Origin of the sequence: Streptomyces huasconensis (assembly GCF_021028635.1) — a bacterium.
Lineage (GTDB): Bacteria > Actinomycetota > Actinomycetes > Streptomycetales > Streptomycetaceae > Streptomyces > Streptomyces huasconensis.
Window position 1 is genome coordinate 2621617 of record NZ_CP086119.1, and the last position, 26397, is coordinate 2648013.

The following is a 26397-nucleotide window of genomic DNA, read 5'->3' on the forward strand; positions in this document are numbered from 1 at the left end:
CCTAGACGCGTGGGAGTTCGGTTTGTATCCAGTACCGCAGTTTTCCGCCCCGCTCGTCCTCGAAGACGCCGCCCGAGGCCTCGATGACCTTGCGGGAACCGGTGTTGTCGGTGTCGCAGGTCACCAGCACGGATTGCAGGCCGAGTTCGGCGGCGTGCGGCAGGCAGGCGCGGAGCATCCCGGTGGCGTGGCCGCGGCGGCGGGCGGTGGGGCGGACGTCGTAGCCGATGTGGCCGCCGTACTCGCGCAGGAAGCGGGTGGCGATGGTGTGCCGGATGGCGATGCGGCCGAGGTACTCGCCGCCGTCGGTGTACCAGAGGGTGGTGACGGGGACGCCGAGCTGCCCGGCGGGCTGCTCGGCGGCGGAGGTCACCTCGGCGACGTACCGCTCGAAGACGGCGGGGTCGTGCCACTTCTCGCCGTACTCGCGCAGGGTGGCTCCGAGCGTCGTGTCGTCGCCGGGCCCGCCGCGCCCCTCGGCCCGGAACTCCTCCATCGCGGCGATGAAGGAGCGGTGCACCAGACCGGTGGGCGGGGCGAGTTCGGGCATCTGAGCCGCCGTTACTTCACGACCGTGAGCGGCAGCAGCTTCTTGCCGGTGGGGCCGATTTGAATTTCGGTCTGCATGGCGGGGCACACACCGCAGTCGAAGCACGGCGTCCAGCGGCAGTCCTCGACCTCGGTCTCGTCGAGCGAGTCCTGCCAGTCCTCCCAGAGCCAGTCCTTGTCGAGACCGGAGTCCAGGTGGTCCCAGGGCAGGACCTCTTCGTACGTGCGCTCGCGCGTGGTGTACCAGTCGACGTCGACGCCCATCTCGGGCAGCGTCTTCTCGGCGCAGCGCATCCAGCGCTCGTAACTGAAGTACTCGCGCCAGCCGTCGAAGCGGCCGCCCTCTTCATAGACGGCGCGGATGACGGCGCCGATGCGGCGGTCGCCGCGCGAGAGCAGGCCCTCGACGATGCCGGGCTTGCCGTCGTGGTAGCGGAAGCCGATGGAGCGGCCGTACTTCTTGTCGCCGCGGATCTTGTCGCGGAGCTTCTCCAGGCGGGCGTCGGTCTCCTCGGCGGAGAGCTGCGGGGCCCACTGGAAGGGGGTGTGCGGCTTGGGGACGAAGCCGCCGATCGAGACCGTGCAGCGGATGTCGTTCGAGCCGGAGACCTCGCGGCCCTTCTGGATGACCTTCGTCGCCATGTCGGCGATCTGCAGGACGTCGTCGTCGGTCTCGGTGGGCAGGCCGCACATGAAGTACAGCTTCACCTGGCGCCAGCCGTTGCCGTACGCGGTCGAGACGGTGCGGATGAGGTCTTCCTCGGACACCATCTTGTTGATGACCTTGCGCATGCGCTCGGAGCCGCCCTCGGGGGCGAAGGTCAGGCCCGAACGGCGGCCGTTCCTGGTCAGCTCGTTGGCGAGGTCGACGTTGAAGGCGTCGACGCGGGTCGAGGGGAGGGACAGGCCGATCTTGTCCTCCTCGTACCGGTCGGCGAGGCCCTTGGCGACCTCGGCGATCTCGGTGTGGTCCGCGGAGGAGAGCGAGAGCAGGCCGACCTCTTCGAAGCCGGTCGCCTTGAGACCCTTCTCGACCATGTCGCCGATGCCGGTGATGCTTCGCTCCCGCACGGGGCGCGTGATCATGCCGGCCTGGCAGAAACGGCAGCCGCGGGTGCAGCCGCGGAAGATCTCGACGGACATGCGCTCGTGGACGGTCTCCGCGAGCGGGACGAGGGGCTGCTTGGGGTAGGGCCACTCGTCGAGGTCCATGACGGTGTGCTTGGACACGCGCCACGGCACGCCCGAGCGGTTCGGCACGACGCGGGCGATGCGGCCGTCCGGGAGGTACTCGACGTCGTAGAACGCCGGGATGTAGACGCTGCCGGTCTTGGCGAGGCGGAGGAGGACCTCCTCGCGGCCGCCGGGGCGGCCCTCGGCCTTCCAGGCGCGGATGATCTCGGTCATGTCGAGCACGGCCTGCTCACCGTCGCCGATGACCACCGCGTCGATGAAGTCGGCGATCGGCTCGGGGTTGAAGGCCGCGTGGCCGCCGGCGAGGACGATCGGGTCCTCGACGGTGCGGTCCTTGGACTCCAGCGGGATGCCCGCGAGGTCGAGGGCGGCCAGCATGTTCGTGTACCCCAGCTCGGTGGAGAAGCTGAGCCCGAAGACGTCGAAGGCCTTGACCGGGCGGTGGCTGTCCACCGTGAACTGCGGGACCTGGTGCTCGCGCATGAGCGCCTCCAGGTCGGGCCACACGCTGTACGTGCGCTCGGCGAGGACGCCCTCGCGTTCGTTCAGCACCTCGTAGAGGATCATGACGCCCTGGTTGGGCAGCCCGACCTCGTACGCGTCGGGGTACATCAGCGCCCAGCGGACGTCGCAGCTGTCCCACGGCTTGACGGTGGAGTTCAGCTCACCGCCGACGTACTGGATTGGCTTCTGCACATGCGGGAGCAGAGCTTCGAGCTGTGGGAAGACCGATTCGACAGACATCGCGAACCTTCATGAGCCGGCAGGGGTGACCATCAAGCGTACCCCGGCGTTCAGCTGCCCAGAGCCGCCCGGATTTTCGCCCGCGACGCCTTGGCCCACACCGCAGGCAGCTCGCGCTCACGCTCGGCGGCGACCGCTTCCTCCTGGCCGTACAGCAGCCCCCAGGTGAAGGCGCTCTCCCCCGCCAGGTGGGCCTGGGTGCCGAGGGTCCGCACGGCCTCGCGGGCGACCACGCTGTCCTGGTGGTCGCCGAGCAGGCTCTGCACGGCCTTCATCCGCTTCGCGAAGCGCGTGGCGGGCGCCCCGAGCGCGGGGGTGGCCGCCTCGCCCGCGTACCGGGCGCGCTTGGCGGCCTTGCGGGCCTCGTGCATGGCCCGGTCGCGTTCCTGGCCGGGGGCGAGCGCGAGGGCGTGCTCGACGCGGGTGGCAAGGCGGGCGTAGTCCTTCAGGAGCGCCTTGGGGAGCGCCTTGCGGGGCGGCGCGGAGGCGGCCGGGCGCAGCGGGGGCGCGGCGAGCAGGGCGTCGAGGGTGTCCAGGAGCGTGAGGTAGCGCTCGCTGTCCAGGACGGCGAGGGTGCCGCGCCGGGCGTCGGCGCCCCGCCCGGTGGACCAGATGCGCAGCCGCGCGTCGACCGGGCCGAGGAGGAGGGTCTTCGGCAGCGCGGCGACGCGGTCGGCGAACCGGGCGGCGAGGACTTCCTGGTCGCGGTCGACGCCCAGCTCCGCCGCGAGCCACTTCAGTTCGTCGCCGACGGGGTCGGTGACGGTGCGGTCGAGGATCTTCCGGTACGACTTGAAGGCGCTGCGCATGCGGCGGGTGGCGACCCGCATCTGGTGGACGGAGTCGGGCAGACCGCGGCGGACGGCGGGGTCGAGGGAGACGATCGCGTCGCGCTGGGCGCGGAGGTAGGCGAGGAGGTGGTCCCCGGCGGTGCCGCGGCCGCCGCCGACGGCCTCCCGCACGGCCTCGGCCACGGCTTCGCTCTTGCCGGCCTTCTTGCCGAGGCGGACCGCTCCCTCGGCGGGCGCGAGTGGGGCCTTCTCGGCCTTGCGGCCCTTCGGCGCGGTCTGCGCCAGGGCCCGGGCGAGTTTCGAGGCCGAGGTGGAGCGGCGTACGCCCGCCTTCTTCAGCTTCTTCTCGATCTTGTCGAGGAGCGCGGGGTCGCCGTCGTCCGCGAGCTCCACCTCGATCTCGGACCACGCGGCCGCGCCACCGCCCTTGGTGAGCCGCTCGGCGCGCACGGCGTCGATGCTGACCTCGGCGAGCAGGTCGCCGTCGGCGTCGACGAGGTGGCGCAGGTCCCGGGCGGACAACAGGCGTACGAGGGGGACGAGTTCGGCCTCGCGGACGCGGGAGCGCACCAGGTCGAGGAGGGCGGGCGGCACCTCGTCGGAGAGCGGCGCGTGGATCTCGTCCCGTACGCCTTCGGCGAGCGACACCGGCAGCTTCAGGTGCCAGCCCTCGTCGGCGCCGCCGGTGCGGCGCCGCAGGGTGATGGAGGCGGCGGCCAGGCGCTGGTCGGGGGTGTCCCAGTAGACGGCGTCCAGCTCGACGACGCCCTTGTCGAGGACCTCCCCGACCCCGGGCACCCCGGTCAGGTCGGGCAGCTCCGCGTCCGCCCCGATGTCGTACTTCCGCTCGACCTCGCGCTTCGTCTCCGCCATGTATTGAATCTAGACCCGAAAGACGAAACCAAACGTGCGGGCGGAGATGCGGCGCAGCGGACTTCAGCGGGTCACGCGGACATCGGGCGCTGCACCTTGATCGACTGGAGCAGTCCGACCGCCACCCAGACCGCGAACATCGACGAGCCTCCGTAGCTGACGAAGGGCAGCGGGAGGCCCGCGACCGGCATGATGCCGAGCGTCATGCCGATGTTCTCGAAGGACTGGAAGGCGAACCAGGCGATGATGCCGGCGGCGACGATCGTGCCGTACAGCTCGGTGGTCTCGCGCGCGATGGCGCAGGCCCGCCACAGGACGACGCCGAGCAGCAGCAGGATGGCGCCCGCGCCGACGAAGCCCAGCTCCTCGCCCGCGACGGTGAAGACGAAGTCGGTCTGCTGTTCGGGGACGAACTGTCCGGTGGTCTGCGAGCCGTTGGTGAGGCCGGTGCCGGTGAGACCGCCGGAGCCGATGGCGATGCGGGCCTGGTTGGTGTTGTAGCCGACGCCCGCGGGGTCGAGCGCGGGGTTGGCGAAGGCGGCGAAGCGGGCGATCTGGTAGTCGTCGAGGACGCCGAGCTGCCATATGGCGATGCCGCCCAGCGCGCCCGTGCCGAGCAGGCCGAAGACCCAGCGGTTGGAGGCACCGGAGGCGAGCAGCACCCCGAGGACGATCATCACCATGACCATGACCGAGCCGAGGTCGGGCATCAGCATGACGATCATGACCGGTACGGCGGCGAGGCCGAGGGCCTGGACGACCGTGCGGTGGTCGGGGTGCTCCTTGTCGCCCGCGTCGACCCGGGCGGCGAGGAGCATCGCCATGCCCAGGATGATCGTGACCTTGCAGAACTCGGAGGGCTGGAGCGACTGGCCCGCGATGACGATCCACGCGTGGGCGCCGTTGATGGTCGCTCCGAGCGGGGTCAGGACCAGCAGCACCAGGAAGACCGAGATGCCGTAGAGGATCGGCACGGCGGTGCGCAGCGTGCGGTGGCCGAGCCAGACCGTGCCCGCCATCAGGGCGAGTCCGATGCCGATGTTGATGACGTGCTTGATCAAGAAGGCGTACGGGTCGTCGCCGACGAGCTCGGTGCGGTTGCGGGTCGCGGAGTAGACGAGCGCCGAGCCGATCGCGGAGAGCGCGAGCGCGGCGAGGAGCATCGGCCAGTCGAGCCGGCGCACTATCGAGTCGCGGGCCAGCAGCCGGGACATGTGCGAGCGCTCGGGGCCGTACCCGGAGACGGAGAAGCCGCTGTTGGTCATCAGTCGCGCCTCCAACCGGCCGGTGCGCCGGCCAGTTCCTGCTGCTCGTCCTTGGGCTTGGGCGCCTCGGGCTTGTACGGCTTGACCTTGGGGGCGTCGATGGAGCCGTCGGGCTGGATCTTCGGCAGGGTCTTCTGCGGCTCGGGCAGGAGCGCCTTCTTCAGGTCCTGGTTGCCGCTGTCGTCGAGGCCGTAGATCGCGTCGTAGATCTTGCGGACGGCGGGTCCGGAGGCGCCGGAACCCGTACCGCCCTGGGAGATCGTCATGACGATCGAGTAGTCCTTGGTGTAGGTCGCGAACCACGAGGTGGTCTGCTTGCCGTAGACCTCGGCGGTACCGGTCTTGGCGTGCATCGGGATCTTCTCCTGCGGCCAGCCGCCGAACCGCCACGCGGCGGTGCCGCGCGTGGCGACGTCCGCGAGGGCACCGTCTATGTCCTTGCGCAGCTCGGCGTCCATCGGCAGCTTGCCGTGGGCCTTGGGCTTGATCTCCTCGATGTGCCGGCCGTCGGCGCTGATGATCGCCTTGCCGACGGTGGGGTCGTACATGGTGCCGCCGTTGGCGATGGCGGAGTAGATCGTGGCCATCTGGATCGGCGTGACGAGGGTGTCGCCCTGGCCGATGGAGTAGTTGACGGAGTCACCGGCGCGCATCTTCATGCCTTCGAGGCAGTTCTCGTACGCGATGCGCGCGGCGTAGTCACCGCCACTCTTCTTGCCCTGCTTGCACCAGGCGTCCTTGTTGGCCTTCCAGTAGTCCTTCTTCCACTGGCGGTCGGGGACGCGGCCGGTGACCTCGTTGGGCAGGTCGATGCCGGTCTCCTTGCCGAGGCCGAACTGGTGGGCGGTCTTGTAGAACCAGTCCTTGGCGTCGGGCCGGGGCTTGTTGCCGCCGTCCTTGTTCCACTGGTCGTGCGCGAGCTTGTAGAAGACGGTGTCGCAGGAGACCTCGAGGGCCTGGCCGAGGGTGATGGAGCCATGGCCCTTGGACTCGAAGTTCTTGAAGGTCTGGCCGCCGATCGAGTACGAACTGGGGCAGGGGTAGCGGTCGTTGAACCGGTAGCCCGCGTTGACGGCGGCGGTCGTCGGGATGACCTTGAAGATCGAGCCGGGGGCCGCCTGGCCCTGGATGGCGCGGTTGAGCAGCGGGTAGTTGGACTTCTTGCCGGTGAGCTTGGCGTAGTCCTTGCCGGAGATGCCGCCGACCCAGGCGTTCGGGTCGTACGTCGGATTGGAGGCCATGGCGACGACGCGGCCGGTCCTGTTCTCCATGACGACGACGGCGCCCGCGTCGGCCTTGTAGTTCTCGCCGGTGTTCTTGTCGAACTCCTGGCGGGCCTTCTTCATCGCGTCGTTCAGCCAGTACTCGGAGACGGCCTGGACGCGCGCGTCGATGCTGGTGACGACGTTCGCCCCCGGCTTCGCCTCGTCGGACTCGGCCTTGCCGATGACGCGGCCGAGGTTGTCGACCTCGTAGCGGGTGACGCCCGCCTTGCCGCGCAGCTGCTTGTCGTACGTGCGTTCAAGACCGGAGCGGCCGACCTGGTCGGAGCGGAGGAACGGGGAGTCGGTGTCCTTGGCCTTGTTGATCTCGTCGTCGGTGACGGGCGAGAGGTAGCCGAGGACCTGCGCGGTGTTGGACTTGCCGGGCGCGGGGTAGCGGCGCACGGCGGTGGGCTCGGCGGTGATGCCGGGGAAGTCCTCGGAGCGCTCGCGGATCTGGAGGGCCTGCTTCGGCGTGGCCTCGTCGGTGATCGGGATGGGCTGGTAGGGCGAGCCGTTCCAGCAGGGCTGCGGGGTCTTGGCGTCGCAGAGGCGGACCTTGTCGGCGACGTCCTTGGGGTCCATGCCGAGGACGTCGGCGAGCTTGGCGAGGACCGCCTTGCCGTCGTCCTTCATCTTCATCAGGTCGGTGCGGGACGCGGAGACGACGAGGCGGGTGTGGTTGTCGGCGATCGGCACGCCACGGGCGTCCAGGATCGAGCCGCGCACGGCGGGCTCGACGACCTGCTGGACGTGGTTGCCGGAGGCCTCCTTGGCGTACTCCTCGCCGTTGCGGATCTGGAGGTACCAGAGGCGGCCGCCGAGGGTGAGCAGGAGGGAGACGACGAGGATCTGGATGACGATGAGACGGATCTGGACGCGCGGGGTCCGTCCGGTCTCCGGGATGTTCGTCACTGCTCCCCTCCCCTGGTACGTCCTTCGGTGCGGTCGGCGCCACGTCCTTCGGTGCGGTCGGCGCGGTGCTTCGCCGTCACAGGCGCTTGACCCCCTTGATGCGTCCGGCGCGTGCGACGCGGGCCTTGGCCGCCTTCGCCCGCAGGCCGCCGCGCTGGTTGCCGATGCTCAGCCCGGTGCCGGAGGCGACCCAGCCGGAGGAGACGTCGGCGGCGGTGTTGGCGTGCGAGCCCTCGCCCAGCGGGTCGTTCTCGGCGCGCCGGGCGAGCGCGATGATCAGCGGCACGGTGAAGGGCGCGAGCAGCAGGTCGTAGAGCACGGCGGTGAAGAGCAGCCCGACCAGGCCCACGTGGCGGGCGGCGGTGTCCCCGACGAGGGCGCCCACGCCCGCGTAGAGCAGGGTCGATCCGACGGCGGCCCCGACGACCACGGCGAGCGGGCCGGTGGCCGAGCGCAGCCGCCCGCTCTCGGGCTTGGCGAGGCCCGCGAGGTAGCCGACGACGCAGAGCACCAGCGCGTACCGCCCGGCGGCGTGGTCGGCGGGCGGGGCCAGGTCGGCCAGGAGGCCCGCGCCGAAGCCGACGAGGGCACCGCCGACGTGGCCGTAGACCAGGGCGAGGCCGAGGACGGTGAGCAGGACGAGATCCGGCACGGCGCCCGGCAGCTGGAGCCGGGCCAGGACGCTGACCTGGATGACCAGGGCGACGACGACGAGGGTGGTGGAGAGCAGGATTCGGTTGAAGCGCATGGGTCCGGTCTCCTACTGCTCGTCGTTGCCGGTGTCGTCGGCGTTGCCGGTGTTGCCGGTGTCGTCGGCCGCACCGTCCGCCGGGCCGTCTGCCGTGCCCTCGGCCGCGCCGTCCTCCGGCTTGCCCGACGGGGTGGCCGTGACGGTCACCGTCGGGATCGGCTTGGGCTTCTCGGGCTTCTTCGGCAGGACGGTGTCGCGCGGGTCCTCGCGGGGCGCCTCGACCACGACGCCGACGATGTCGAGCTTGGTGAACCCGACGTACGGCTTCACGTAGACGTTGCGGGTGAGGTCGCCGCCGGAGGGGTCGACGCGGACGACCTCGCCGACCGGTACGCCGGGCACGAACGGCCGGTCCTTCTGCGAGCCGAAGGTGACCAACCGGTCGCCCTTCTTGACCTTGGCCTTGCCGTTGAGCAGCTGGACGGAGAGCGGGCGGTCGCCCTGGCCGGTGGCGAAGCCGAGTTCGTCGGTCTTCTCCATGCGGGTGCCGACGGTGAAGTCGGGGTCGTTGGCGAGCAGGACGGTGGCGGTGCCCGGACCGACGGTGGTGACGCGGCCGACCAGTCCGTCGGCGTTCAGGACGGTCATGTCGCGCTTGATCCCGTCGTTGGCCCCCGCGTCGATGGTGACGGTCCAGGAGAAGCCCTGGGCCGCTCCTATGCCGATGACCTCGGCGCCCTTGATGCCGTACTGCCCGGCGCCGGCCTTCTTCAGCATGCCGTCGAGCTGGCGCAGGCGGCTGCGGTTGCGGTCGTCGCTGCCGAGCTTCGCCTTCAACGCGGCGTTCTGGCGCTCCAGTTCGGCGATGCGGTCGTGACGCTCGCCGGAGTCGCGGACCGCGCCGATGGCGTTGCCGATCGGGTCGACGGCGGAGGACATCCCCTCCTCGACCGGACCGAAGACGCCGGCGGCGGCCCGGCGGGCACCGTCGACCGGCGAGTCCTCACCGCCGCGGATGTCCACCGTGATCAAAGCGAACGCGATGGCGATCAGCAGTACCAGGAGCAGCCGGCTCTCTCGTGTGTCCCTCACGTGCGGCGGCGTGCCTTCCTCAATCGGATTCCGTGGCCACTGCGGGTTCCACGGGGTTCTGGGGAATTGTTCTGCCTTGCCTGAATTCTGCTCTTGCCTCTATATCAACGATCCGCCGTACGAGGTGGCAGGCACTCGTACGGCGGATGTTCTACGGTCGGATCATCTGCGGGGCTGGGCGTCCAGCACCTGCTGCAACGCCTCGAACTCCTCGACGCACTTCCCGGAGCCGAGCGCCACGCTGTCCAGCGGGTCCTCGGCGATGTGGATGGGCATGCCGGTCTCGCGGCGCAGCCGCTCGTCGAGGCCGCGCAGCAGGGCGCCGCCGCCGGTCAGGACGATGCCGCGGTCCATGACGTCACCCGACAGCTCGGGCGGGCACTTGTCGAGGGTCGTCTTGACCGCGTCGACGATGGCGTTGACCGGCTCCTCGATGGCCTTGCGGACCTCGGCGGCGGAGATGACGACGGTCTTGGGCAGCCCGGAGACCAGGTCCCGGCCGCGGATCTCGGTGTGCTCGTCGGCGTCCATGTCGTACGCCGAACCGATGGTGATCTTGATCTGCTCGGCCGTGCGCTCACCGAGGAGGAGGGAGTACTCCTTCTTGATGTGCTGGATGATCGCGTTGTCCAGCTCGTCGCCCGCGACGCGGATGGACTGTGCCGTGACGATTCCGCCGAGGGAGATGACGGCGACCTCGGTGGTGCCGCCGCCGATGTCGACCACCATGTTGCCCGTGGCCTCGTGCACCGGCAGGCCGGAGCCGATGGCGGCCGCCATGGGCTCCTCGATGATGTGCACCTGGCGCGCGCCGGCCTGCGAGGAGGCCTCGATGACCGCGCGGCGCTCGACTCCGGTGATGCCGGAGGGCACGCAGACGACCACGCGCGGGCGGGCGAGGTAGCGCCGCTTGTGGATCTTGAGGATGAAGTAGCGGAGCATCCGCTCGGTGATCTCGAAGTCGGCGATGACGCCGTCCTTCAGCGGGCGGACCGCCACGATGTTGCCGGGCGTGCGCCCGATCATCTTCTTCGCTTCCGCGCCGACCGCGAGGATGCCACCGGTGTTGGTGTTGATCGCGACGACGGACGGCTCGTTGAGTACGATCCCCCGACCCCTGACGTACACCAGCGTGTTGGCGGTCCCGAGGTCGACAGCCATGTCACGGCCGATGAACGACATGTTGTTCCCCATGAGGATGCGTCTGGCCTTCCCTATTGGAGCTTGTGATGGCTTTTTAGGTAGGCGAGGTGGGTGCTGAGTGGCAGTGGAGGCTTCCATCGTAGTCTCGGCCGCGCGAAGACGGCGCGAGGGTCTTCGCCATTGTCAGCAGATGATGTGCCGCCCCGCTCTTGGAGACGTGCCATCGGGGGCACGGGTTCCCCCAATTGGGGCGCATACGCCAGTGGACGGCCGAATCGCTCCGGCCGTCCACCTCGTGACGGCGTGTCGCTGACGCGCCGTCAGCGACGGCATCCGCAAGACGGTGAGAAGTTACGCCACGCCCGGGAAGAAGATCTTCAGCTCGCGCTCGGCGGACTCCTCGGAGTCCGAGGCGTGGATCAGGTTCTCCCGGACGATCGTGCCGAAGTCGCCGCGGATGGAGCCCGGCGCGGCGGCGATCGGGTCGGTGGGACCGGCCAGCGCGCGCACGCCCTCGATGACCCGCTCGCCCTCGACGACGAGCGCGACGACCGGACCGGACGACATGAACGCGACCAGCGGCTCGTAGAACGGCTTGCCCTTGTGCTCGCCGTAGTGCTGCTCCAGGGTCTCCTGGTCCAGCGAACGCAGCTCCAGCGCGGAGATCGTCCAGCCCGCCTTGCGCTCGATGCGGCCGATGATCTCCCCGATCAGGCCACGACGGACGGCGTCGGGCTTCAGCAGGACGAGGGTGCGCTGGCTCATGTGCGGCTCCAAGATATTCACCAGAGGTGTTCTTACGATCGGTCACGATCGCGTCGTGGGATTGGGCCGCACGATACCGGGGGCGGCTACGCGGTGTTACCTCCGGCCTCCGCCTGGCTCTCCGCCATCGCCGCGAACCGGGCCTTGGCCTCGTCGACCTGGCGCCCGAAGTGGACCGACGCCCACCACAGGCCGGCGAAGACCGCGCCCATGATGAACATCATCGGCACCACGAAACCGCTCACGATCAGGGCGATCTGCAGGGCCCAGCCCAGCTGCACCCCGCCCGGCCGGGTGATCACACCGCACAGCAGCACGCACAGCAGCATGGCGATGCCGCTGACCGTCCAGACCGTGCCCATGGACAGATCGGGGTCCTTCATGGCCACCAGGCCGGCGAAGCCGATGACGAAGAACTCGCCGATCAGTGTCGAAGCGCAGAGCGTACGCACAAGAGTCAGCCCCTCCCCAGGAGCAGTCGGGCCTCGCCGACCGTGATGACGGAACCGGTGACGAGGACGCCGCCGCCCGAGAACTCGCCCTCTTCCTCGGCGAGGGTGATCGCCGCCTCCAGCGCGTCCGGCAGGCGCGGCTCGACCTGGACGCGCTCGTCGCCGAAGACCTCGACGGCGATCGCGGCCAGATCGTCCGCGCTCATCGCGCGGTGGCTGGTGTTCTGCGTGATGACGACCTCGGCGAAGATCGGTTCGAAGGCCTCGAGCAGCCCCCGCATGTCCTTGCCGTCGCTCGCGCCGACCACGCCGACGAGGTTGCTGAAGTCGAAGGCCTCGCTGATCGCCGCGGCGGCGGCCCGGGCACCCGCCGGATTGTGCGCGGCGTCCAGGACGACGGTGGGCGAGCGGCGGACGACCTCCAGGCGGCCCGGCGAGGTGACCGAGGCGAAGGCCTTGCGGATGGTGTCGATGTCCAGCGGGCGGGCGTGCTGCGAGCCGATGCCGAAGAACGCCTCCACGGCGGCGAGCGCCACCGAGGCGTTGTGCGCCTGGTGCTCGCCGTGCAGGGGGAGGAAGACCTCTTCGTACTCCCCGCCGAGGCCGCGCAGGGTCAGGAGCTGGCCGCCGACCGCGACCCGGCGGGCGACGACGCCGAACTCCAGGCCCTCGCGGGCGACCGTGGCGTCGACCTCGACGGCCTTCTTCAGGATCACCTGCGCCGCGTCCACCGGCTGCTGGGCCATGACCACCGTCGCGCCCGGCTTGATGATGCCGGACTTCTCCGTGGCGATCTCGCCGGGCGTGGAGCCCAGGCGGTCGGTGTGGTCCAGGTCGATGGGGGTGAGGACGGCGACCGAGCCGTCGAGCACGTTCGTGGCGTCCCAGCTGCCGCCCATGCCGACCTCGACGACGGCCACGTCCACCGGGGCGTCCGCGAAGGCGGCGTACGCCATGCCGGTGAGGACCTCGAAGAAGGAGAGGCGGTACTCCTCGCGGGCGTCGACCATCTCCACGTACGGCTTGATGTCCTGGTACGTCTCGACGAAGCGCTCGGCCGCGATGGGGGCGCCGTCCAGGCTGATCCGCTCGGTGATCGACTGGACGTGGGGCGAGGTGTACCGCCCGGTGCGCAGGTCGAAGGCGGCGAGCAGGGCCTCGATCATCCGGGCCGTGGACGTCTTGCCGTTCGTCCCCGTGATGTGGATCGAGGGGTACGCGCGCTGAGGCTCGCCGAGGACGTCCATCAGCGCGGCGATGCGGCGGACGGAGGGCTCCAGCTTCGTCTCGCCCCAGCGGCCGGCCAGCTCCGTCTCGACCTCGCGCAGCGCCTTGTCCACCTCCGGGTCGGTCGGGCGGGCGGGGATGTCGCCCTGCGGCGGACCCGCCTGGGCACGCAGGGTGCGGCTCCCCGCCTCGATGACCGCGAGGTCGGGGTCGCGGTCCGTCTCGGCGCCCACGATGTCCTCGAAGGCGGCGTCGGGGTCGGTCGGGCGGTCGTCGTCGTGCGGGGGGAGGTCACTCACGTACGCCAGTCTACGGAGCGGCACCGACACTCGGCGTCCGGACCGGCCGGAGGGGACCGGTCCGCCTCGTCGGGACTTTAGGCCCGTCCGATTCGGGACGTTGGTCCCTCCGCTTCGCGGGGCCGCCCGGCAGACTTGCGATCATGGACATAGGTATCGATCTCGGCACGGCGAACACCCTTCTCTACGTCCGCGGCAAGGGGATCGTGCTCAACGAGCCGTCCGTGGTCGCCGTCCGGTCGGACCGGGGCGGCAAGGGCAAGGTGCTCGCCGTCGGCATGGAGGCCAAGGAGACGATCGGGCGCACGCCCGGGTCCATCACCGCCATCCGCCCGCTGCGGGACGGCGTGATCAGTGACTACGAGGCCGCCGAGGAGATGATCCGGCACTTCGTGCGCAAGGCTGTGCCGGGGCGGCGCACCCGTATCCGCATGGTGGTGTGCGTGCCGAGCGGCGTCACGCCCGTGGAGCGGCGCGCCATCGTGCACGCGTCGCAGCGGGCCGGGGCACGGGCCGTGCACCTCGTGGAGGAGCCGATGGCCGCCGCGATCGGGGCGGGGCTGCCGGTCGCCGAGCCGCAGGGGTCGATGGTCGTCGACATCGGGGGCGGCACGACCGAGGTCGCCGTCGTCTCGCTGGGCGGGGTCGTGACGGCGCAGTCGCTGCGGGTGGGCGGTGACCGGCTGGACCAGGCGATCACCGATTTCGTGCGCAAGGAGCACTCGCTGCTCGTGGGTGAGCGCACCGCCGAGGACATCAAGGTCGCGATCGGCTCCGCGTGGCCGGTGCCGGGCGAGGAGGAGTTCGAGGGGCGGACGTTCACCGTGCGGGGCCGGGAGAAGGTGGGCGGGCTGCCCAAGACCGTGGACCTGACGGTGCGGGAGGTGCGGAGCGCTGTCGACGAGCCCGTGGAGCACATCATCGCGGCGGTCAAGACGACGCTGGAGGAGTGCCCGCCCGAGCTGTCCGGGGACATCATGGAGCACGGCATCGTGCTGACCGGCGGCGGCGCCCTGCTCCCCGGCCTCGACCTGCGCATCGCCTCGGCCACCGGCATCCCGGTGTTCGTGGCCGACGACCCGCTGGACAGCGTCGCGCTGGGCTGCGGAAAGTGCGTGGAGGACTTCGACGGTCTTGAGCGGATGATGTCGGCGGCGTGATCCGGGGGGCTCAGGTCAGTTCGCCCGCCGGAAGGCACGCACGGACCTCGTACGCCCCGTCCGCCGGACCCGCCGAGAAGTCGCCGCCCACCGCCCTGATCCGCTCCGCCATGCCGGTCGTGCCGATGCCCGCCGAGACCGGGGCGGTGGCCGGGCGCGTGGCGGGCAAGGCGTTGCGCACCGTGATGCCGAGGCGGCCGCCCGCCACGTCCACCCGGACGGTGACGCGCTCCCCCGGCGCGTGCTTCGCCGCGTTCGTCAGGCACTCCTGGACCACGCGGTGGACCGCCGCCTGCCGCAGCGGGGAGAGGCGGTGCGCCACCGGGTCGATCAGGAGTTCCACGGGGCTGCCCGCGTGGCCGCTACGCTCGGCGAGTTCGGGGAGGGCGTCGAGGCCGGGGGTGGGGGTGCCGTCCACGCCGCGCTGGACGATGATCTCGTTCAGCATGCGGTGCGCGCTGCGCGCCGTCTCCGACAGCTCCTCGAAGCCGTCCGCGAAGGGGCCGCCCTCGGCCCGGCGCGCGAGCACCTGGGAGCGCACGCTCAGCAGCGTCAGCTCGCGGCCGACGAAGTCGTGCACGTCGCGGGCGATGCGGGCCCGCTCCTGCTGGACGGCGTGCAGGGTCTGCGTCTGCGCGCGCTGCGCCTCCAGGGCGCGGACGAGGTCCTGCCGGTTGGCGGCCACGCCGACGCCCGCCGCGAGCACCCCGACCGGCACGACGAGGCTCAGGAAGTCGCCGAGCGTCTCGCCCCGGTGCGGCGGCCAGCCGGGCAGCTGGAACAGCGCGTAGGCGAACGCCACATAGCCGATGACGCCGAGCGTCCCGGCCCGGCGGCCGCGGTACCGGCCCAGGGAGTACAGCGCGAACTGCACCAGCGTCAGCTCGAAGAGCCAGCCGAGCAGGAACAGCGCGACGGCGTACGTCAGCCAGGGCGCCGCGCGGCGCAGCATCAGCGAGGCGGCGCCCGCCGTCAGGACGAGGGCGGCCAAGGGGCCGTTGAGCGGGTTGTCGGCCGCGGCGAGGCCCGGCACGTCCAGGCTCATCAGCGCCAGCGCGCTCAGCGCCGTGAGCAGGTCCACCGTCCTGGGCGCCTGGGCCCAGCGCCCGGCGAGGCGACGGCCGGTGGCCGCCGCCCGGCGCAGCGCCTGGACGGCGGGACGGTCGTGCATGCCCTCCATCATCCAAGGTCTTTCGACCCGATTCATCTGACTTATGGCCCTGATGTGGTGATGTGCGGCACCATCCCCCGGCGCGGCGGCCGGGCCGCGACCGGTCCCGAGGGTCAGATCTGACCATGTGGTACGCCCAGAATTCCGTCCGTCGGACCCATCAGCTCGCCGGTGACGCCGGGGTCCTGCTGTGGACCGCGCTGTGGGCCGCCGCCGCCGTCATGGCGTACCGGCTGGCCTGTCTGCTCGCCCTCCCCCGTGCCCTCCAGGAGCACGGGGCGCCCATCCCGCTGGTCGGCGGGCGCCTCGACACGGCGGTGCGCCGCGTGGCGGGCGCCGTCGACGCCATGGACCCGGTGGCGGTGCGCACCGCGGTGGCCGTGGGCGCCGTCGCCCTCTTCGTCGTACCCGTCGGCCTGGTCCTCGTGGTCTGGCTGCCGCGCCGGGTGCGCTGGGTGCGCCAGGCGGGTGCGGCGCGGGACCTGGCCGCCACCGACGACGGCCGGGACCTGCTGGCCCTGCGCTCGCTGCTGCGGCCGCTGGACGAGGTGGCCGCCACCGCCTCGGAGATCCCGGACGCGACACCGGGCAGCCTGGCCTGGGGCTGGCGGCACGGCGACCCGGAGATCCTGGACGCCCTCGCGGGCGCGGAGCTGGAGCGGCTGGGGCTCGAACCGCCGCCGCGCGAGGACGGCCCGGCCGAGGTCGTCGAGCACCAGGTGGAGCTGATCGGCCCCGCGGGCCCGGTCGACGAGCCGTCGGCGGACGCCCGTCCGGTGGGCTGAGACGTCACAGCCGTCAGGTCGCGCGCCTGTACGACGAAGGCCCCCGGGGCGGCCGTGAGCCGGTCCCGGGGGCCTTCGCCATGACGCGCGCGGAGTTACGCGGCCGGCAGCGCCTCCAGCTGCGCCGTCAGGCGGGCGATGTCGGCCTCCGCCTTCGTGAGGCGCCCGCGGATCTTCTCCACGACCTGGTCGGGAGCCTTGGCCAGGAACGCTTCGTTGCCCAGCTTCGCCTCGGCCTGCGCCTTCTCCTTCTCGGCGGCGGCGAGGTCCTTGGCCAGGCGCTTGCGCTCGGCCTCGACGTCGATCGTGCCGGACAGGTCGAGCGCGACCGTGGCACCGGAGACCGGCAGCGTCGCCGTCGCCGTGAAGGCGTCGCCCTCCGGCTGGAGGCGAAGCAGCTGGCGGATGGCGGCCTCGTGCGGGGCGAGCGCGGTGCCGTCCAGGGTCAGCCGGGCCGGAACCTTCTGGCCGGGCTGGAGCCCCTGGTCGGCGCGGAACCGGCGCACCTCGGTGATGACCTGCTGCAGCGTCTCGATCTCCCGTTCGGCGGCGGCGTCGCGGAAGCCGCTGTCGGCGGGCCAGTCGGCGATGACGAGCGACTCGCCGCCGGTCAGCGCCGTCCAGAGCGTCTCCGTCACGAACGGCACGATCGGGTGGAGCAGGCGCAGCGTGACGTCGAGGACCTCGCCGAGGACGCGGGCCGAGACCTTCGCGCCCTCGCCGCCCGCCATGAACGTCGTCTTGGACAGCTCGACGTACCAGTCGAAGACCTCGTCCCACGCGAAGTGGAAGAGCGCGTCGGAGAGCTTGGCGAACTGGTAGTCGTCGTAGAGCGCGTCGACTTCGGCAACGGTCGCGTTCAGGCGGGAGAGCACCCAGCGGTCGGTGGCGGACAGCTGCTCGACCGGGGGCAGGTCGCCCTCGATCGTGGCGCCGTTCATCATCGCGAAGCGCGTGGCGTTCCAGATCTTGTTGGCGAAGTTGCGCGAGCCCTGGACCCAGTCCTCGCCGATCGGCACGTCGGTGCCCGGGTTGGCGCCGCGGGCGAGCGTGAAGCGCAGGGCGTCGGAGCCGTACTTGTCCATCCAGTCCAGCGGGTTGACCGCGTTGCCGAAGGACTTCGACATCTTCTTGCCGAACTGGTCGCGGACCATGCCGTGCAGCACGATCGTGTGGAACGGCGGGGTGCCGTCCATCGCGTACAGGCCGAACATCATCATCCGGGCGACCCAGAAGAAGAGGATGTCGTAGCCGGTGACGAGGACGGAGTTCGGGTAGAACTTCGCGAGCGACTCCGTCTGCTCGGGCCAGCCCATCGTGGAGAACGGCCACAGGCCGGAGGAGAACCACGTGTCGAGCACGTCGTTGTCCTGCGTCCAGCCCTCGCCGGTGGGGGCCTCGTCGTCGGGTCCGACGCAGACGACCTCACCATTGGGGCCGTACCAGACGGGGATGCGGTGGCCCCACCAGAGCTGGCGCGAGATGCACCAGTCGTGGAGGTTGTCGACCCAGTCGAAGTACCGCTTCTCCATCTCCTGCGGGTGGATCTTGACCTTGCCGTCGCGGACCGCGTCACCGGCGGCCTTGGCGAGCGGGCCGACCTTGACCCACCACTGCATCGACAGACGCGGCTCGATGGTGGTCTTGCAGCGCGAGCAGTGGCCGACGGAGTGCGTGTACGGGCGCTTCTCGGCGACGATGCGGCCCTCGGCGCGCAGCGCGCCGACGATGGCGGAGCGGGCCTCCAGGCGGTCCAGGCCCTGGAAGGGGCCGTGCGCGGTGATGACGGCGTGCTCGTCCATGACCGCGATGTTCGGCAGCGAGTGGCGCTGGCCGATCTCGAAGTCGTTCGGGTCGTGGGCGGGGGTCACCTTGACGGCGCCGGTGCCGAACTCGGGGTCGACGTGCTCGTCGGCGACGACCGGGATCGTGCGGTCGGTCAGCGGCAGCTTGATCTGCTTGCCGACGAGGTGCTTGTACCGCTCGTCGTCGGGGTGGACCGCGACGGCGGTGTCGCCGAGCATCGTCTCGGCGCGGGTGGTGGCGACGACGAGCGTCTCGTCCCCCTCGCCGTACGTGATCGACACCAGCTCGCCGTCGTCGTCCTGGTACTCGACCTCGATGTCGGAGATCGCCGTCAGGCAGCGCGGGCACCAGTTGATGATGCGCTCGGCGCGGTAGATCAGCTCGTCGTCGTAGAGCTTCTTGAAAATGGTCTGGACGGCCTGCGAGAGGCCCTCGTCCATGGTGAAGCGCTCGCGCTCCCAGTCGACGCCGTCGCCGAGGCGGCGCATCTGGCCGGAGATCTGGCCGCCGGACTCGCCCTTCCACTTCCAGACGCGCTCGATGAACGCCTCGCGCCCGAGGTCGTGGCGGGACTTGCCCTCCTTGGCCAGCTCGCGCTCGACCACGTTCTGCGTGGCGATGCCCGCGTGGTCCATGCCGGGCTGCCACAGGGTCTCGAAGCCCTGCATGCGCTTGCGGCGGGTGAGGGCGTCGATCAGCGTGTGCTCGAAGGCGTGGCCCAGGTGGAGCGCGCCGGTGACGTTCGGCGGGGGGATGACGACGGTGTACGGCGGCTTCTCGCTCTTCTCGTCGGCGGAGAAGTAGCCCCGTTCTACCCAGCGCTCGTACAGCGGCCCCTCTACCTCGGCCGGCGCGTACTGGGTCGGCAGTTCGGGAGTGGTCGCTGGGGGCTGCTGCTGAGCGTTCTCGGTCACGCGGTCAGTTTAGAGGGGTGACGGAGCGGTCCCGAAACCGGAATGTTCGATATTGCTTGCGGTACGGGGCTCCACGGGGGCCGTACGTCGTCCAGGATGTCGGGGACACATCAGAGTTCCGAGGGGGACCCCACGATGAGCCACAACCAGCCGGGCCCGTACGACGGTCAGCAGCCGGGCCCGTACGGGCAGCAGCCCGGCCCGTACGGGCAGCCGCAGCCCGGCCCGTACGGGCAGCCGCAGCCCGGCCCCTACGGGCAGCCGCCGCAAGGGGTTCCGCCGCAGCAGCCCCAGCCGGGCTACGGCTACCCGCAGCCCCCGCAGCAGGCGCCCCAGCAGGGCGGCTTCGGCCAGCCCGGCCCCTTCGGGCAGCAGCCCCAGGGCCCGTACGGGCAGTTCCCGCCGCCTCCGCCTCCGCCCGGCGGCGGCAAGAAGAAGACCGGCCTGGTCATCGGTGCCGTCGCGGTGGTGGCCGCGCTGGGCGTCGGCGCGTACCTCCTGTTCGGCGGGGGCGGCGGCTCGGCCTCGGTCGAGGACGACGGGGCGCACAAGCTGGTGCCACCGGCCTCGGTGGGCGCGTACAAGAAGGGGAGCGACGCCAACTCGCCCGACGACGGCCCGCTCGGCTCCGGCGACAAGAAGAACGCCGAGGAGATCGGCATCAAGAACCCGGAGAACGTGGCGGCCTCGTACGAGTCGGGCGAGGCGTTCAAGGGGAAGCAGATGAGCTTCCAGGGGATGTACGGCGAGATCGACGACCCGGAGCAGGCCGTCGACGACGGCTTCGCCAAGGCTGGCGAGAACGCTGAGAAGGAGTCGGACGACAGCGCGGGCGACGGCGAGAAGGTCGAGCTGGTCGGCAGCCCCGAGACCGTTGAACCCGACGGCCTGGACAACGCCGTCATGAAGTGCCAGACCGCCAATTTCAGCGATGACGGCAAGCCGGTGAAGCTGCCGATCTGCATCTGGGCCGATCACAGCACGTACGGCATCGTCTTCGGCATCGACCTCGCGGCGATGATGAAGGGCGGCGGCGGCATGGCCACCGACGACGTCGCCTCCTTCGCGGCCGATCTCCGCGAGGCGGCGCGTGTGAAGGCGTGATCCGTAGCCGAAACCATGTGCATGTACGCGTTTTCCTCGTCCAGTCACTGATGCGGCCTTGCGGGGATACGCTCCGTACTGACTGGCTCACACCGCGAGGGAGACGCATCATGACTGTGATGCTGGAACGACCGACGACAGACGGCACCGACCCCCACCGCTTCGAGGAGCTGCGCAGGGCCCTCGAAGAGCTGAGCGTGCCCGCCGGCTTCAACGCCGAGATCATCAGGGGGAACATCGTCGTGTCACCGTGGTCGAAGGCGTACTACCTCGACGTCATGGATCTCGTCTGTGACCGACTGCGTCCTCACCTCCCCGAGGAACACCGGATCAGCTCGGCCCCCGCGCTGTACGTGTTCCCCGGGGTCGAGCGGGCTTACGGCCCGGACATTCACGCGGCCCACCGGCGGACCCGCCTGACCACGAGCAACCAGCTGGACGGCGATGGGCTCTCCTTCGTCGCCGAGCTGACCTCCCCCTCCACCCGGGACGACGACCTCACCGACAAGGTCGAACGGTACGGAAAGGCGGGCGTACCGATCTACCTCCTCCTCGACATGCAGGAGGAACTGGCCACCGTCTACTGGTCACCGACCGCCAAGGGGTACGAGTCCCACCTCACCGCCCCGTTCGGCAAGACGGTCCGCATCCCGGCCCCCTTCGACTGCGACCTCGACACCAGCGGGTTCCAGGCGCCGACGGAATCCACGGACGGCGTGGCCCACGAGATGTGAGGGCCCGCTTCGGGCCTTCACACGGCGGACACCACGTCCGCGCTATGGAACAGCCGTTCAACAACTGCGCATCGATCCGCTCCCACCGCCCCGCCCTCCCCCGCTCGTCCGAGAGGATGTTCGGAACGCGTAAGCATCGGGAGGGAACCCCAGTAATGAGCTACCACCAGCCGGGCCCATACGGCGGGCAGCCGCCGCAGCAGCCCGGGCCGTACGGCCAGCAGCCGGGCCCCTACGGCCAGCCGCCGCAGGCCCCGCAGCCCGGCTACGGCTACCCCCCGCAGGCTCCCCCGCCGCACGCCCCCCACCAGGGCGGCTACAGCCATCCCCAGCAGCCCGGCCCCTACGGGCAGGTCCCGCAGCAGGCCCCCTACGGGCAGGTCCCACCGCCCCCGCCCCCGCCCGGCGGCGGCGGCAAGAAGAAGACCGGCCTGGTCATCGGCGTGGTGGCCGTGGTGGCCGCCGCGGCGGTCGGCGGCTACTTCCTCCTCGCGGGCGGTGACGACGACAAGGGCGGCGGCAAGAACGGCGGTTCGTCGAACGTGGCGGACGGCGGCGGCGACTCCGGCGTCAAGGACGACGGCCCGCACAAGCTGACGACGCCGGAGACCGTCCTGACCGACTACAAGAAGAACCCGACGCGCTCCAGCGGCCTCGACAGCGTCGACCTCGACAAGGCCGAGGCGGCGGGGGTGAAGAACCCCAAGGACGTGCGGGCCCAGTACCAGTCGGGCACCAAGGACAACCCGATGGCGCAGAAGGTCCTGAGCTTCGGCGGCGTCTACGGCGACATCGAGGACCCCGAGGGCGTCGTCGACCACATGTTCACGAACGCCGAGAAGGAGGCGAAGGACGGCACGAGCAGCGGTGGCGAGCAGGTCACCCTGGTCGGCAGCCCGATGGAGTACACGCCGGACGAACTCGGCGGCGCCGTCCTCAAGTGCCAGGAGATGAAGGTCGACCTCGGCGGCGGCGCGGGCACGGCCGGCTCGACGGCCGGTGCCTCCGGACCGAGCGAGATGTCCGCCGCGACCTGCATCTGGGGCGACCACAGCACCATCGGCTACGTCGTCACCACCGACGTGGCGAGCGCCCTGTCCGGCCAGAGCGCCGACCTCGACGAAGCCGCGACGACGACGGCCAAGTTCCGCGGCGAGGTCCGCGTCAAGCGCTGACACCACTCGGCGGGCCGGTCACAGCCCCCGAGCCGGTGGAGAGGGCCCGGTGATCCCGCCGGGCCCTCTTGCGTCACGATGTCGGGAACACATAAGCATTTCGGAGGGGAAACCCATGAGCTACCACCAGCCGGGCCCATACGGCGGGCAGCAGCCCCAGCAGCCCGGGCCGTACGGCCAGCAGCCGGGCCCCTACGGCCAGCCGCCGCAGGCCCCGCAGCCCGGCTACGGCTACCCCCCGCAGGCTCCCCCGCCGCAGCCCGGCTACGGCTACCCCCAGCAGGCCCCGGGCGGCTACGGCCAGCCCCAGCAGCCCGGCCCCTACGGGCAGTTCCCGCAGCAGGCCCCCTACGGGCAGGTCCCGCCGCCCCCGCCCCCGCCCGGCGGCGGCGCGAAGAAGGCCGGCCTGATCATCGGCGCCGTCGCGGTCGTCGCCGCCCTCGGTGTCGGCGCGTACTTCCTGTTCGGCGGCAGCGACGGCGGAGGCGGTTCCTCCGTGGCGGACGACGGGCCGCACAAGCTGGTCACGCCCGAGACGCTGCTGAGCGAGTACGAGAAGGACGCCACGCGGGCCGGCGGCTTCAGCTCCAGCGACCTCGAGGCCGCCGAGAAGGCCGGGGTGAAGAACCCCGAGGACGTCGACGCCGGCTACAAGACGGAGGCGGGCGACAACCCCTTGGCGCAGAAGGCCATCCAGTTCATGGGTGTCTACGGCGAGGTCGATGACCCGGGCAAGGTCGTCGACGGCATGTTCGCCAAGCTCAAGAAGGACTCCATGGAGCCCGGTGGCTCGGACAAGGGCCGGCTGGTCGGCAGCCCGAAGGACTTCAGCACGGACGAGGCCGTCCTGAAGTGCCAGGAGTCCGTGATCGAGAACAAGGGCCCGAGCACCGGCTCGTCCTCCGGCCCCAAGGAGGCCCACATGCCGGTCTGCATCTGGGGCGACCACAGCACCGTCGCCGTCGTCGTACCGGTCGAGGTCGCCGACGCCCTGGCGGGCAAGGTGTCGCTCAAGGACGCCTCGGCCACCGCGCTCAAGGTCCGCAAGGAAGTCCGCGTCAAGCTCTGACGCGAGGAACGACACGGCACCGCCGCACCACCAACGAGGGGAACCCCACGCAGTGAGCTACCAGCAGCCCGGCCCGTACGGCGGCCCGCCGCCCCAGCAGCCCGGCCCCTACGGGCAGCCGCCCCAGGGCGTCCCGCCGCAGCAGCCCTATGGGCAACCGGGCGGTTACGGCCACCCCCAGCAGCCCGCCGCCCCCTACGGGCAGCACCCCCAGCAGCCCGCCCCTTACGGGCAGTACGCCCCGCCCCCGCAGGGCGGTGGCGGCAAGAAGACCGGGCTCATCATCGGCGCCGTCGTGGTCGTCGCCGCGGCCGCGGTCGGCGGCTACTTCTTCTTCGCCAAGAGCGACGGCTCCTCGGTCACCGACGACGGCAAGACGTACAAGCTGACGGCGCCCGCGACGGTCCTCGGCAGCTACAAGAAGCTGGAGGGCTCCGACGAGGGCCGCGGCATGTCCTCGAGCGACCTGGCGGACCTGGAGAAGCAGGGCGTCAGCGACCCTGAGAACGTCCACGCCGCGTACCAGCACGGCGAGGGCGCGGCCATGAAGTCCCTCAACTACTCCGGTGTGTACGGCGAGGTGGACGACCCGGAGAAGGTCGTCGACGCGATGTTCGCCGAGATGGAGAAGAACTCCGTGAACGGCTCCGACGGAGCCATGAAGCTCATCGGCGACCCGGAGGAGTTCACCCCCGACGGCTTCGAGAACGGCATCATGAAGTGCCAGAAGGCCGAGTACAAGATGGGCGAGGCCGGCGCGGACGACGCGGGCGTCCCCAACAGCTTCCAGACCCCGATGTGCGTCTGGGGTGACCACAGCACCGTCGCGTACGCCATGTACTCCGACGCCGCCGCGACCCGCACCGGCGCGGACATCGCGCTGAGCGACGTCGCCACCCAGGTCGCCAACCTCCGCGACGACGTACGCGTCGAGGTCAAGTAGTCCCCACCCGCACGGCGAACACGACGAACACAACCAACACGACGAAGGGGCGCCCGGTGATCGAATCGCCGGGCGCCCCTTTCGCGTACGTACGCGGAGCCGCGGGAGCTACGCGGACTTCTGCTCCCCGGCGCCCGGCCCCCGCACCTCGCGCGGCACCAGCGTCGGGTTCACGTTCGAACGGACGACGTCCGCGGTGATGACGACGCGGGCGACGTCCTTGCGGGACGGCACCTCGTACATCACCGACTGGAGGACTTCCTCCATGATGGCGCGCAGGCCGCGCGCGCCGGTCTGGCGCAGGATCGCCTGGTCGGCGATGGCCTCCAGGGCCTCGCGCTCGAAGTCCAGCTCCACGCCGTCGAGTTCGAACAGGCGCTGGTACTGCTTCACGAGCGCGTTGCGCGGCTCGACGAGGATCTGGAGCAGGGCCTCACGGTCGAGGTTGTGGACGGAGGTGATCACGGGGAGGCGGCCGATGAACTCGGGGATCATCCCGAACTTCACCAGGTCCTCCGGCATGATGTCCTCGAACTGGTCCTTCTCCTCCAGCTCGCGCTTGGAGCGGATGGTGGCGCCGAAGCCGATGCCCTTCGCGCCCGCCCGCGACTCGATGATCTTTTCGAGGCCGGAGAAGGCACCGCCCACGATGAAGAGCACGTTCGTCGTGTCGATCTGGATGAACTCCTGGTGCGGGTGCTTGCGGCCGCCCTGCGGCGGGACCGAAGCGGTGGTGCCCTCCAGGATCTTCAGCAGAGCCTGCTGGACGCCCTCGCCCGAGACATCGCGCGTGATCGACGGGTTCTCGCTCTTGCGGGCGACCTTGTCGATCTCGTCGATGTAGATGATCCCGGTCTCGGCCTTCTTGACGTCGTAGTCGGCCGCCTGGATCAGCTTGAGGAGGATGTTCTCGACGTCCTCGCCGACATAGCCCGCCTCCGTCAGCGCCGTCGCGTCCGCGATGGCGAACGGGACGTTGAGCATCCGGGCGAGCGTCTGTGCCAGGAGCGTCTTGCCGGAACCGGTCGGGCCGAGCAGCAGGATGTTGGACTTCGCGAGTTCGATCGCGTCGTCACGGCCCTGCGCGCCGCCGTTCTCGCCGGCCTGGACCCGCTTGTAGTGGTTGTACACCGCTACCGAGAGGGCCTTCTTCGCGGGCTCCTGGCCCACGACGTAGCCCTCCAGGAATTCGTAGATCTCGCGAGGCTTGGGCAGTTCCTCCCAGCGGACCTCGCTCGTCTCCGCGAGCTCTTCCTCGATGATCTCGTTACAGAGGTCGATGCACTCGTCGCAGATGTACACACCGGGGCCTGCGATGAGCTTCTTGACCTGCTTCTGACTCTTTCCGCAGAACGAGCACTTGAGCAGATCGCCGCCGTCACCGATGCGTGCCACGAGGTGCTTCCCCTTCGCCTGGGAGACGCCACGTTCAGCGGCTCCTGGTGCCTCATATCCGACGGTACCTTGCCGGGCCCCCCGTTCGGGCCCCCCTTGGCACGGTTCGCTTCGACGCGAGTCGTGCGCGAACCATGCCAAGAGCGGCAGATGCTACAGCGCCGCGTCAGACGACCGAGGCGTTGTTCATCTTCCGGGTGGAGATGATCTGGTCGACCAGGCCGTACGCGAGCGCGTCCTCGGCCGTGAGGATCTTGTCGCGCTCGATGTCGTCGCGGATCTTCTCGATCGGCGTCGTCGAGTGCTTGGCCAGCATGTCCTCCAGCTGCGCGCGCATCCGGAGGATCTCGTTGGCGGCGATCTCCAGGTCGGAGACCTGACCGCGGCCCGTCTCGCTGTAGGGCTGGTGGATCAGGACGCGGGCGTTCGGGAGCGCCATGCGCTTGCCCGGCGTGCCGGCCGCGAGCAGGACCGCGGCGGCCGAGGCGGCCTGGCCCATGCAGACGGTCTGCACGTCCGGCTTGACGAACTGCATCGTGTCGTAGATGGCCGTGAGGGCCGTGAACGAGCCGCCGGGGCTGTTGATGTAGATCGAGATGTCGCGGTCCGGGTCCATCGACTCCAGGCACAGGAGCTGCGCCATGACGTCGTTGGCGGAGGCGTCGTCGATCTGCACGCCGAGGAAGATCACACGCTCCTCGAAGAGCTTCGCGTACGGGTCGTACTCACGCACGCCCTGCGAGGTGCGCTCGACGAAGCGCGGGATGACGTAGCGGGACTCGGCGCGGGCGCCGGTGAACTCGGCCTGCGCGGCCGGGCCGAGCTCGGCCTGGGTTCGGGCGTAGAGGCCGCTGCCGGGGTGGTTGTTCATCTCTCTTG

22 protein-coding genes are annotated in these 26397 nt (G+C 70.5%); 7 read left to right on the plus strand and 15 right to left on the minus strand.

Annotation, left to right across the window (positions count from 1 at the left end; all coding sequences use genetic code 11):
• Window position 1: 1 nt before the first annotated feature.
• The 11 genes from J2N69_RS11820 to folC all read right to left on the minus strand — a co-directional run bounded on the left by J2N69_RS11820 (window position 2) and on the right by folC (window position 13262).
• On the minus strand, window positions 2–550 hold the full coding sequence (locus J2N69_RS11820; protein ID WP_230900701.1) for a GNAT family N-acetyltransferase: 549 nt from the start codon (window positions 548–550) through the stop codon (window positions 2–4).
• An 11-nt stretch (window positions 551–561) separates the two neighbouring features.
• A complete protein-coding gene (locus J2N69_RS11825; RefSeq protein WP_230900702.1) occupies window positions 562–2487 on the minus strand; it encodes a TIGR03960 family B12-binding radical SAM protein in 1926 nt (641 codons plus the stop codon).
• Window positions 2488–2537: 50 nt separating this feature from the next.
• Complete coding sequence (locus J2N69_RS11830) at window positions 2538–4151, minus strand: CYTH and CHAD domain-containing protein (RefSeq protein ID WP_230900703.1); 1614 nt, start codon at window positions 4149–4151, stop codon at window positions 2538–2540.
• A gap of 71 nt (window positions 4152–4222) precedes the next feature.
• Window positions 4223–5416 carry a rod shape-determining protein RodA gene (gene rodA / locus J2N69_RS11835; RefSeq protein WP_127911811.1) on the minus strand — a complete coding sequence of 398 codons (1194 nt, stop codon included), beginning with the start codon at window positions 5414–5416 and terminating at the stop codon, window positions 4223–4225.
• Window positions 5416–7593: a penicillin-binding protein 2 gene (gene mrdA, locus J2N69_RS11840; RefSeq protein ID WP_230900704.1), complete on the minus strand. Its 2178-nt coding sequence runs from the start codon at window positions 7591–7593 to the stop codon at window positions 5416–5418. The genes rodA and mrdA overlap by 1 nt, the downstream gene beginning before the upstream one ends.
• Window positions 7594–7669: 76 nt before the next feature.
• Window positions 7670–8341 carry a rod shape-determining protein MreD gene (gene mreD / locus J2N69_RS11845; RefSeq protein WP_230900705.1) on the minus strand — a complete coding sequence of 224 codons (672 nt, stop codon included), beginning with the start codon at window positions 8339–8341 and terminating at the stop codon, window positions 7670–7672.
• Between the two features lie 12 nt (window positions 8342–8353).
• Entirely contained in the window at window positions 8354–9376 is a 1023-nt protein-coding gene (mreC, locus tag J2N69_RS11850; protein ID WP_230900706.1) for a rod shape-determining protein MreC, read from the minus strand.
• 162 nt (window positions 9377–9538) lie between these two features.
• The gene (locus tag J2N69_RS11855) at window positions 9539–10558 is read right to left on the minus strand and encodes a rod shape-determining protein (protein ID WP_030362602.1); all 1020 of its coding nucleotides are present in this window, start codon (window positions 10556–10558) and stop codon (window positions 9539–9541) included.
• Window positions 10559–10870: 312 nt separating this feature from the next.
• A complete protein-coding gene (gene ndk / locus J2N69_RS11860) occupies window positions 10871–11284 on the minus strand; it encodes a nucleoside-diphosphate kinase (protein ID WP_127911807.1) in 414 nt (137 codons plus the stop codon).
• An 86-nt stretch (window positions 11285–11370) separates the two neighbouring features.
• Window positions 11371–11736 (minus strand): DUF4233 domain-containing protein, encoded by a 366-nt coding sequence (locus J2N69_RS11865; RefSeq protein WP_127911806.1) that lies wholly within the window; start codon window positions 11734–11736, stop codon window positions 11371–11373.
• Window positions 11737–11741: 5 nt separating this feature from the next.
• The gene (gene folC, locus J2N69_RS11870) at window positions 11742–13262 is read right to left on the minus strand and encodes a bifunctional tetrahydrofolate synthase/dihydrofolate synthase (protein WP_230900707.1); all 1521 of its coding nucleotides are present in this window, start codon (window positions 13260–13262) and stop codon (window positions 11742–11744) included.
• A 143-nt stretch (window positions 13263–13405) separates the two neighbouring features.
• Between folC and J2N69_RS11875 the strand changes: the two genes are divergently transcribed.
• The gene (locus J2N69_RS11875; protein WP_230900708.1) at window positions 13406–14422 is read left to right on the plus strand and encodes a rod shape-determining protein; all 1017 of its coding nucleotides are present in this window, start codon (window positions 13406–13408) and stop codon (window positions 14420–14422) included.
• Between the two features lie 10 nt (window positions 14423–14432).
• Here the strand turns inward: J2N69_RS11875 and J2N69_RS11880 are convergent, their stop codons facing one another.
• Window positions 14433–15593 (minus strand): sensor histidine kinase, encoded by a 1161-nt coding sequence (locus J2N69_RS11880; RefSeq protein ID WP_230900709.1) that lies wholly within the window; start codon window positions 15591–15593, stop codon window positions 14433–14435.
• Window positions 15594–15718: 125 nt separating this feature from the next.
• Here J2N69_RS11880 and J2N69_RS11885 point away from each other — a divergent pair, with 125 nt between their 5' ends.
• A complete protein-coding gene (locus tag J2N69_RS11885; RefSeq protein WP_230900710.1) occupies window positions 15719–16378 on the plus strand; it encodes a hypothetical protein in 660 nt (219 codons plus the stop codon).
• 95 nt (window positions 16379–16473) lie between these two features.
• Here J2N69_RS11885 and J2N69_RS11890 read toward each other — a convergent pair whose 3' ends face one another.
• Window positions 16474–19098 (minus strand): valine--tRNA ligase, encoded by a 2625-nt coding sequence (locus tag J2N69_RS11890; protein ID WP_230900711.1) that lies wholly within the window; start codon window positions 19096–19098, stop codon window positions 16474–16476.
• A gap of 135 nt (window positions 19099–19233) precedes the next feature.
• Between J2N69_RS11890 and J2N69_RS11895 the strand changes: the two genes are divergently transcribed.
• The 5 genes from J2N69_RS11895 (at window position 19234) to J2N69_RS11915 (ending at window position 24123) form a co-directional block, all read left to right on the plus strand.
• Window positions 19234–20202 carry a hypothetical protein gene (locus J2N69_RS11895; protein ID WP_230900712.1) on the plus strand — a complete coding sequence of 323 codons (969 nt, stop codon included), beginning with the start codon at window positions 19234–19236 and terminating at the stop codon, window positions 20200–20202.
• Window positions 20203–20312: 110 nt separating this feature from the next.
• Window positions 20313–20936 (plus strand): Uma2 family endonuclease, encoded by a 624-nt coding sequence (locus J2N69_RS11900; protein ID WP_230900713.1) that lies wholly within the window; start codon window positions 20313–20315, stop codon window positions 20934–20936.
• A gap of 155 nt (window positions 20937–21091) precedes the next feature.
• The gene (locus J2N69_RS11905; protein ID WP_230900714.1) at window positions 21092–22111 is read left to right on the plus strand and encodes a hypothetical protein; all 1020 of its coding nucleotides are present in this window, start codon (window positions 21092–21094) and stop codon (window positions 22109–22111) included.
• 115 nt (window positions 22112–22226) lie between these two features.
• Window positions 22227–23180, plus strand: a complete 954-nt coding sequence (locus J2N69_RS11910; protein WP_230900715.1) for a hypothetical protein — start codon at window positions 22227–22229, stop codon at window positions 23178–23180.
• A gap of 52 nt (window positions 23181–23232) precedes the next feature.
• Window positions 23233–24123, plus strand: coding sequence for a hypothetical protein (locus tag J2N69_RS11915; RefSeq protein WP_230900716.1), 891 nt, complete (start codon window positions 23233–23235; stop codon window positions 24121–24123).
• 108 nt (window positions 24124–24231) lie between these two features.
• Here the strand turns inward: J2N69_RS11915 and clpX are convergent, their stop codons facing one another.
• Together clpX and J2N69_RS11925 are read right to left on the minus strand one after the other, a co-directional pair.
• Window positions 24232–25518, minus strand: a complete 1287-nt coding sequence (clpX, locus tag J2N69_RS11920) for an ATP-dependent Clp protease ATP-binding subunit ClpX (RefSeq protein ID WP_127913231.1) — start codon at window positions 25516–25518, stop codon at window positions 24232–24234.
• Window positions 25519–25684: 166 nt separating this feature from the next.
• Complete coding sequence (locus J2N69_RS11925; protein ID WP_230900717.1) at window positions 25685–26389, minus strand: ATP-dependent Clp protease proteolytic subunit; 705 nt, start codon at window positions 26387–26389, stop codon at window positions 25685–25687.
• Between the last annotated feature and the right edge of the window lie 8 nt (window positions 26390–26397).

Bases quoted from the DNA above. Each gene is read 5' to 3' on its own strand.
- J2N69_RS11820 (WP_230900701.1), bottom strand. From the start codon at position 550: ATGCCCGAACTCGCCCCGCCCACCGGTCTGGTGCACCGCTCCTTCATC.
- J2N69_RS11825 (WP_230900702.1), bottom strand. From the start codon at position 2,487: ATGTCTGTCGAATCGGTCTTCCCACAGCTCGAAGCTCTGCTCCCGCAT.
- J2N69_RS11830 (WP_230900703.1), bottom strand. From the start codon at position 4,151: ATGGCGGAGACGAAGCGCGAGGTCGAGCGGAAGTACGACATCGGGGCG.
- rodA (WP_127911811.1), bottom strand. From the start codon at position 5,416: ATGACCAACAGCGGCTTCTCCGTCTCCGGGTACGGCCCCGAGCGCTCG.
- mreD (WP_230900705.1), bottom strand. From the start codon at position 8,341: ATGCGCTTCAACCGAATCCTGCTCTCCACCACCCTCGTCGTCGTCGCC.
- J2N69_RS11855 (WP_030362602.1), bottom strand. From the start codon at position 10,558: ATGTCGTTCATCGGCCGTGACATGGCTGTCGACCTCGGGACCGCCAAC.
- ndk (WP_127911807.1), bottom strand. From the start codon at position 11,284: ATGAGCCAGCGCACCCTCGTCCTGCTGAAGCCCGACGCCGTCCGTCGT.
- J2N69_RS11875 (WP_230900708.1), top strand. From the start codon at position 13,406: ATGGACATAGGTATCGATCTCGGCACGGCGAACACCCTTCTCTACGTC.
- J2N69_RS11880 (WP_230900709.1), bottom strand. From the start codon at position 15,593: ATGCACGACCGTCCCGCCGTCCAGGCGCTGCGCCGGGCGGCGGCCACC.
- J2N69_RS11885 (WP_230900710.1), top strand. From the start codon at position 15,719: ATGTGGTACGCCCAGAATTCCGTCCGTCGGACCCATCAGCTCGCCGGT.
- J2N69_RS11895 (WP_230900712.1), top strand. From the start codon at position 19,234: ATGAGCCACAACCAGCCGGGCCCGTACGACGGTCAGCAGCCGGGCCCG.
- J2N69_RS11900 (WP_230900713.1), top strand. From the start codon at position 20,313: ATGACTGTGATGCTGGAACGACCGACGACAGACGGCACCGACCCCCAC.
- J2N69_RS11905 (WP_230900714.1), top strand. From the start codon at position 21,092: ATGAGCTACCACCAGCCGGGCCCATACGGCGGGCAGCCGCCGCAGCAG.
- J2N69_RS11910 (WP_230900715.1), top strand. From the start codon at position 22,227: ATGAGCTACCACCAGCCGGGCCCATACGGCGGGCAGCAGCCCCAGCAG.
- J2N69_RS11925 (WP_230900717.1), bottom strand. From the start codon at position 26,389: ATGAACAACCACCCCGGCAGCGGCCTCTACGCCCGAACCCAGGCCGAG.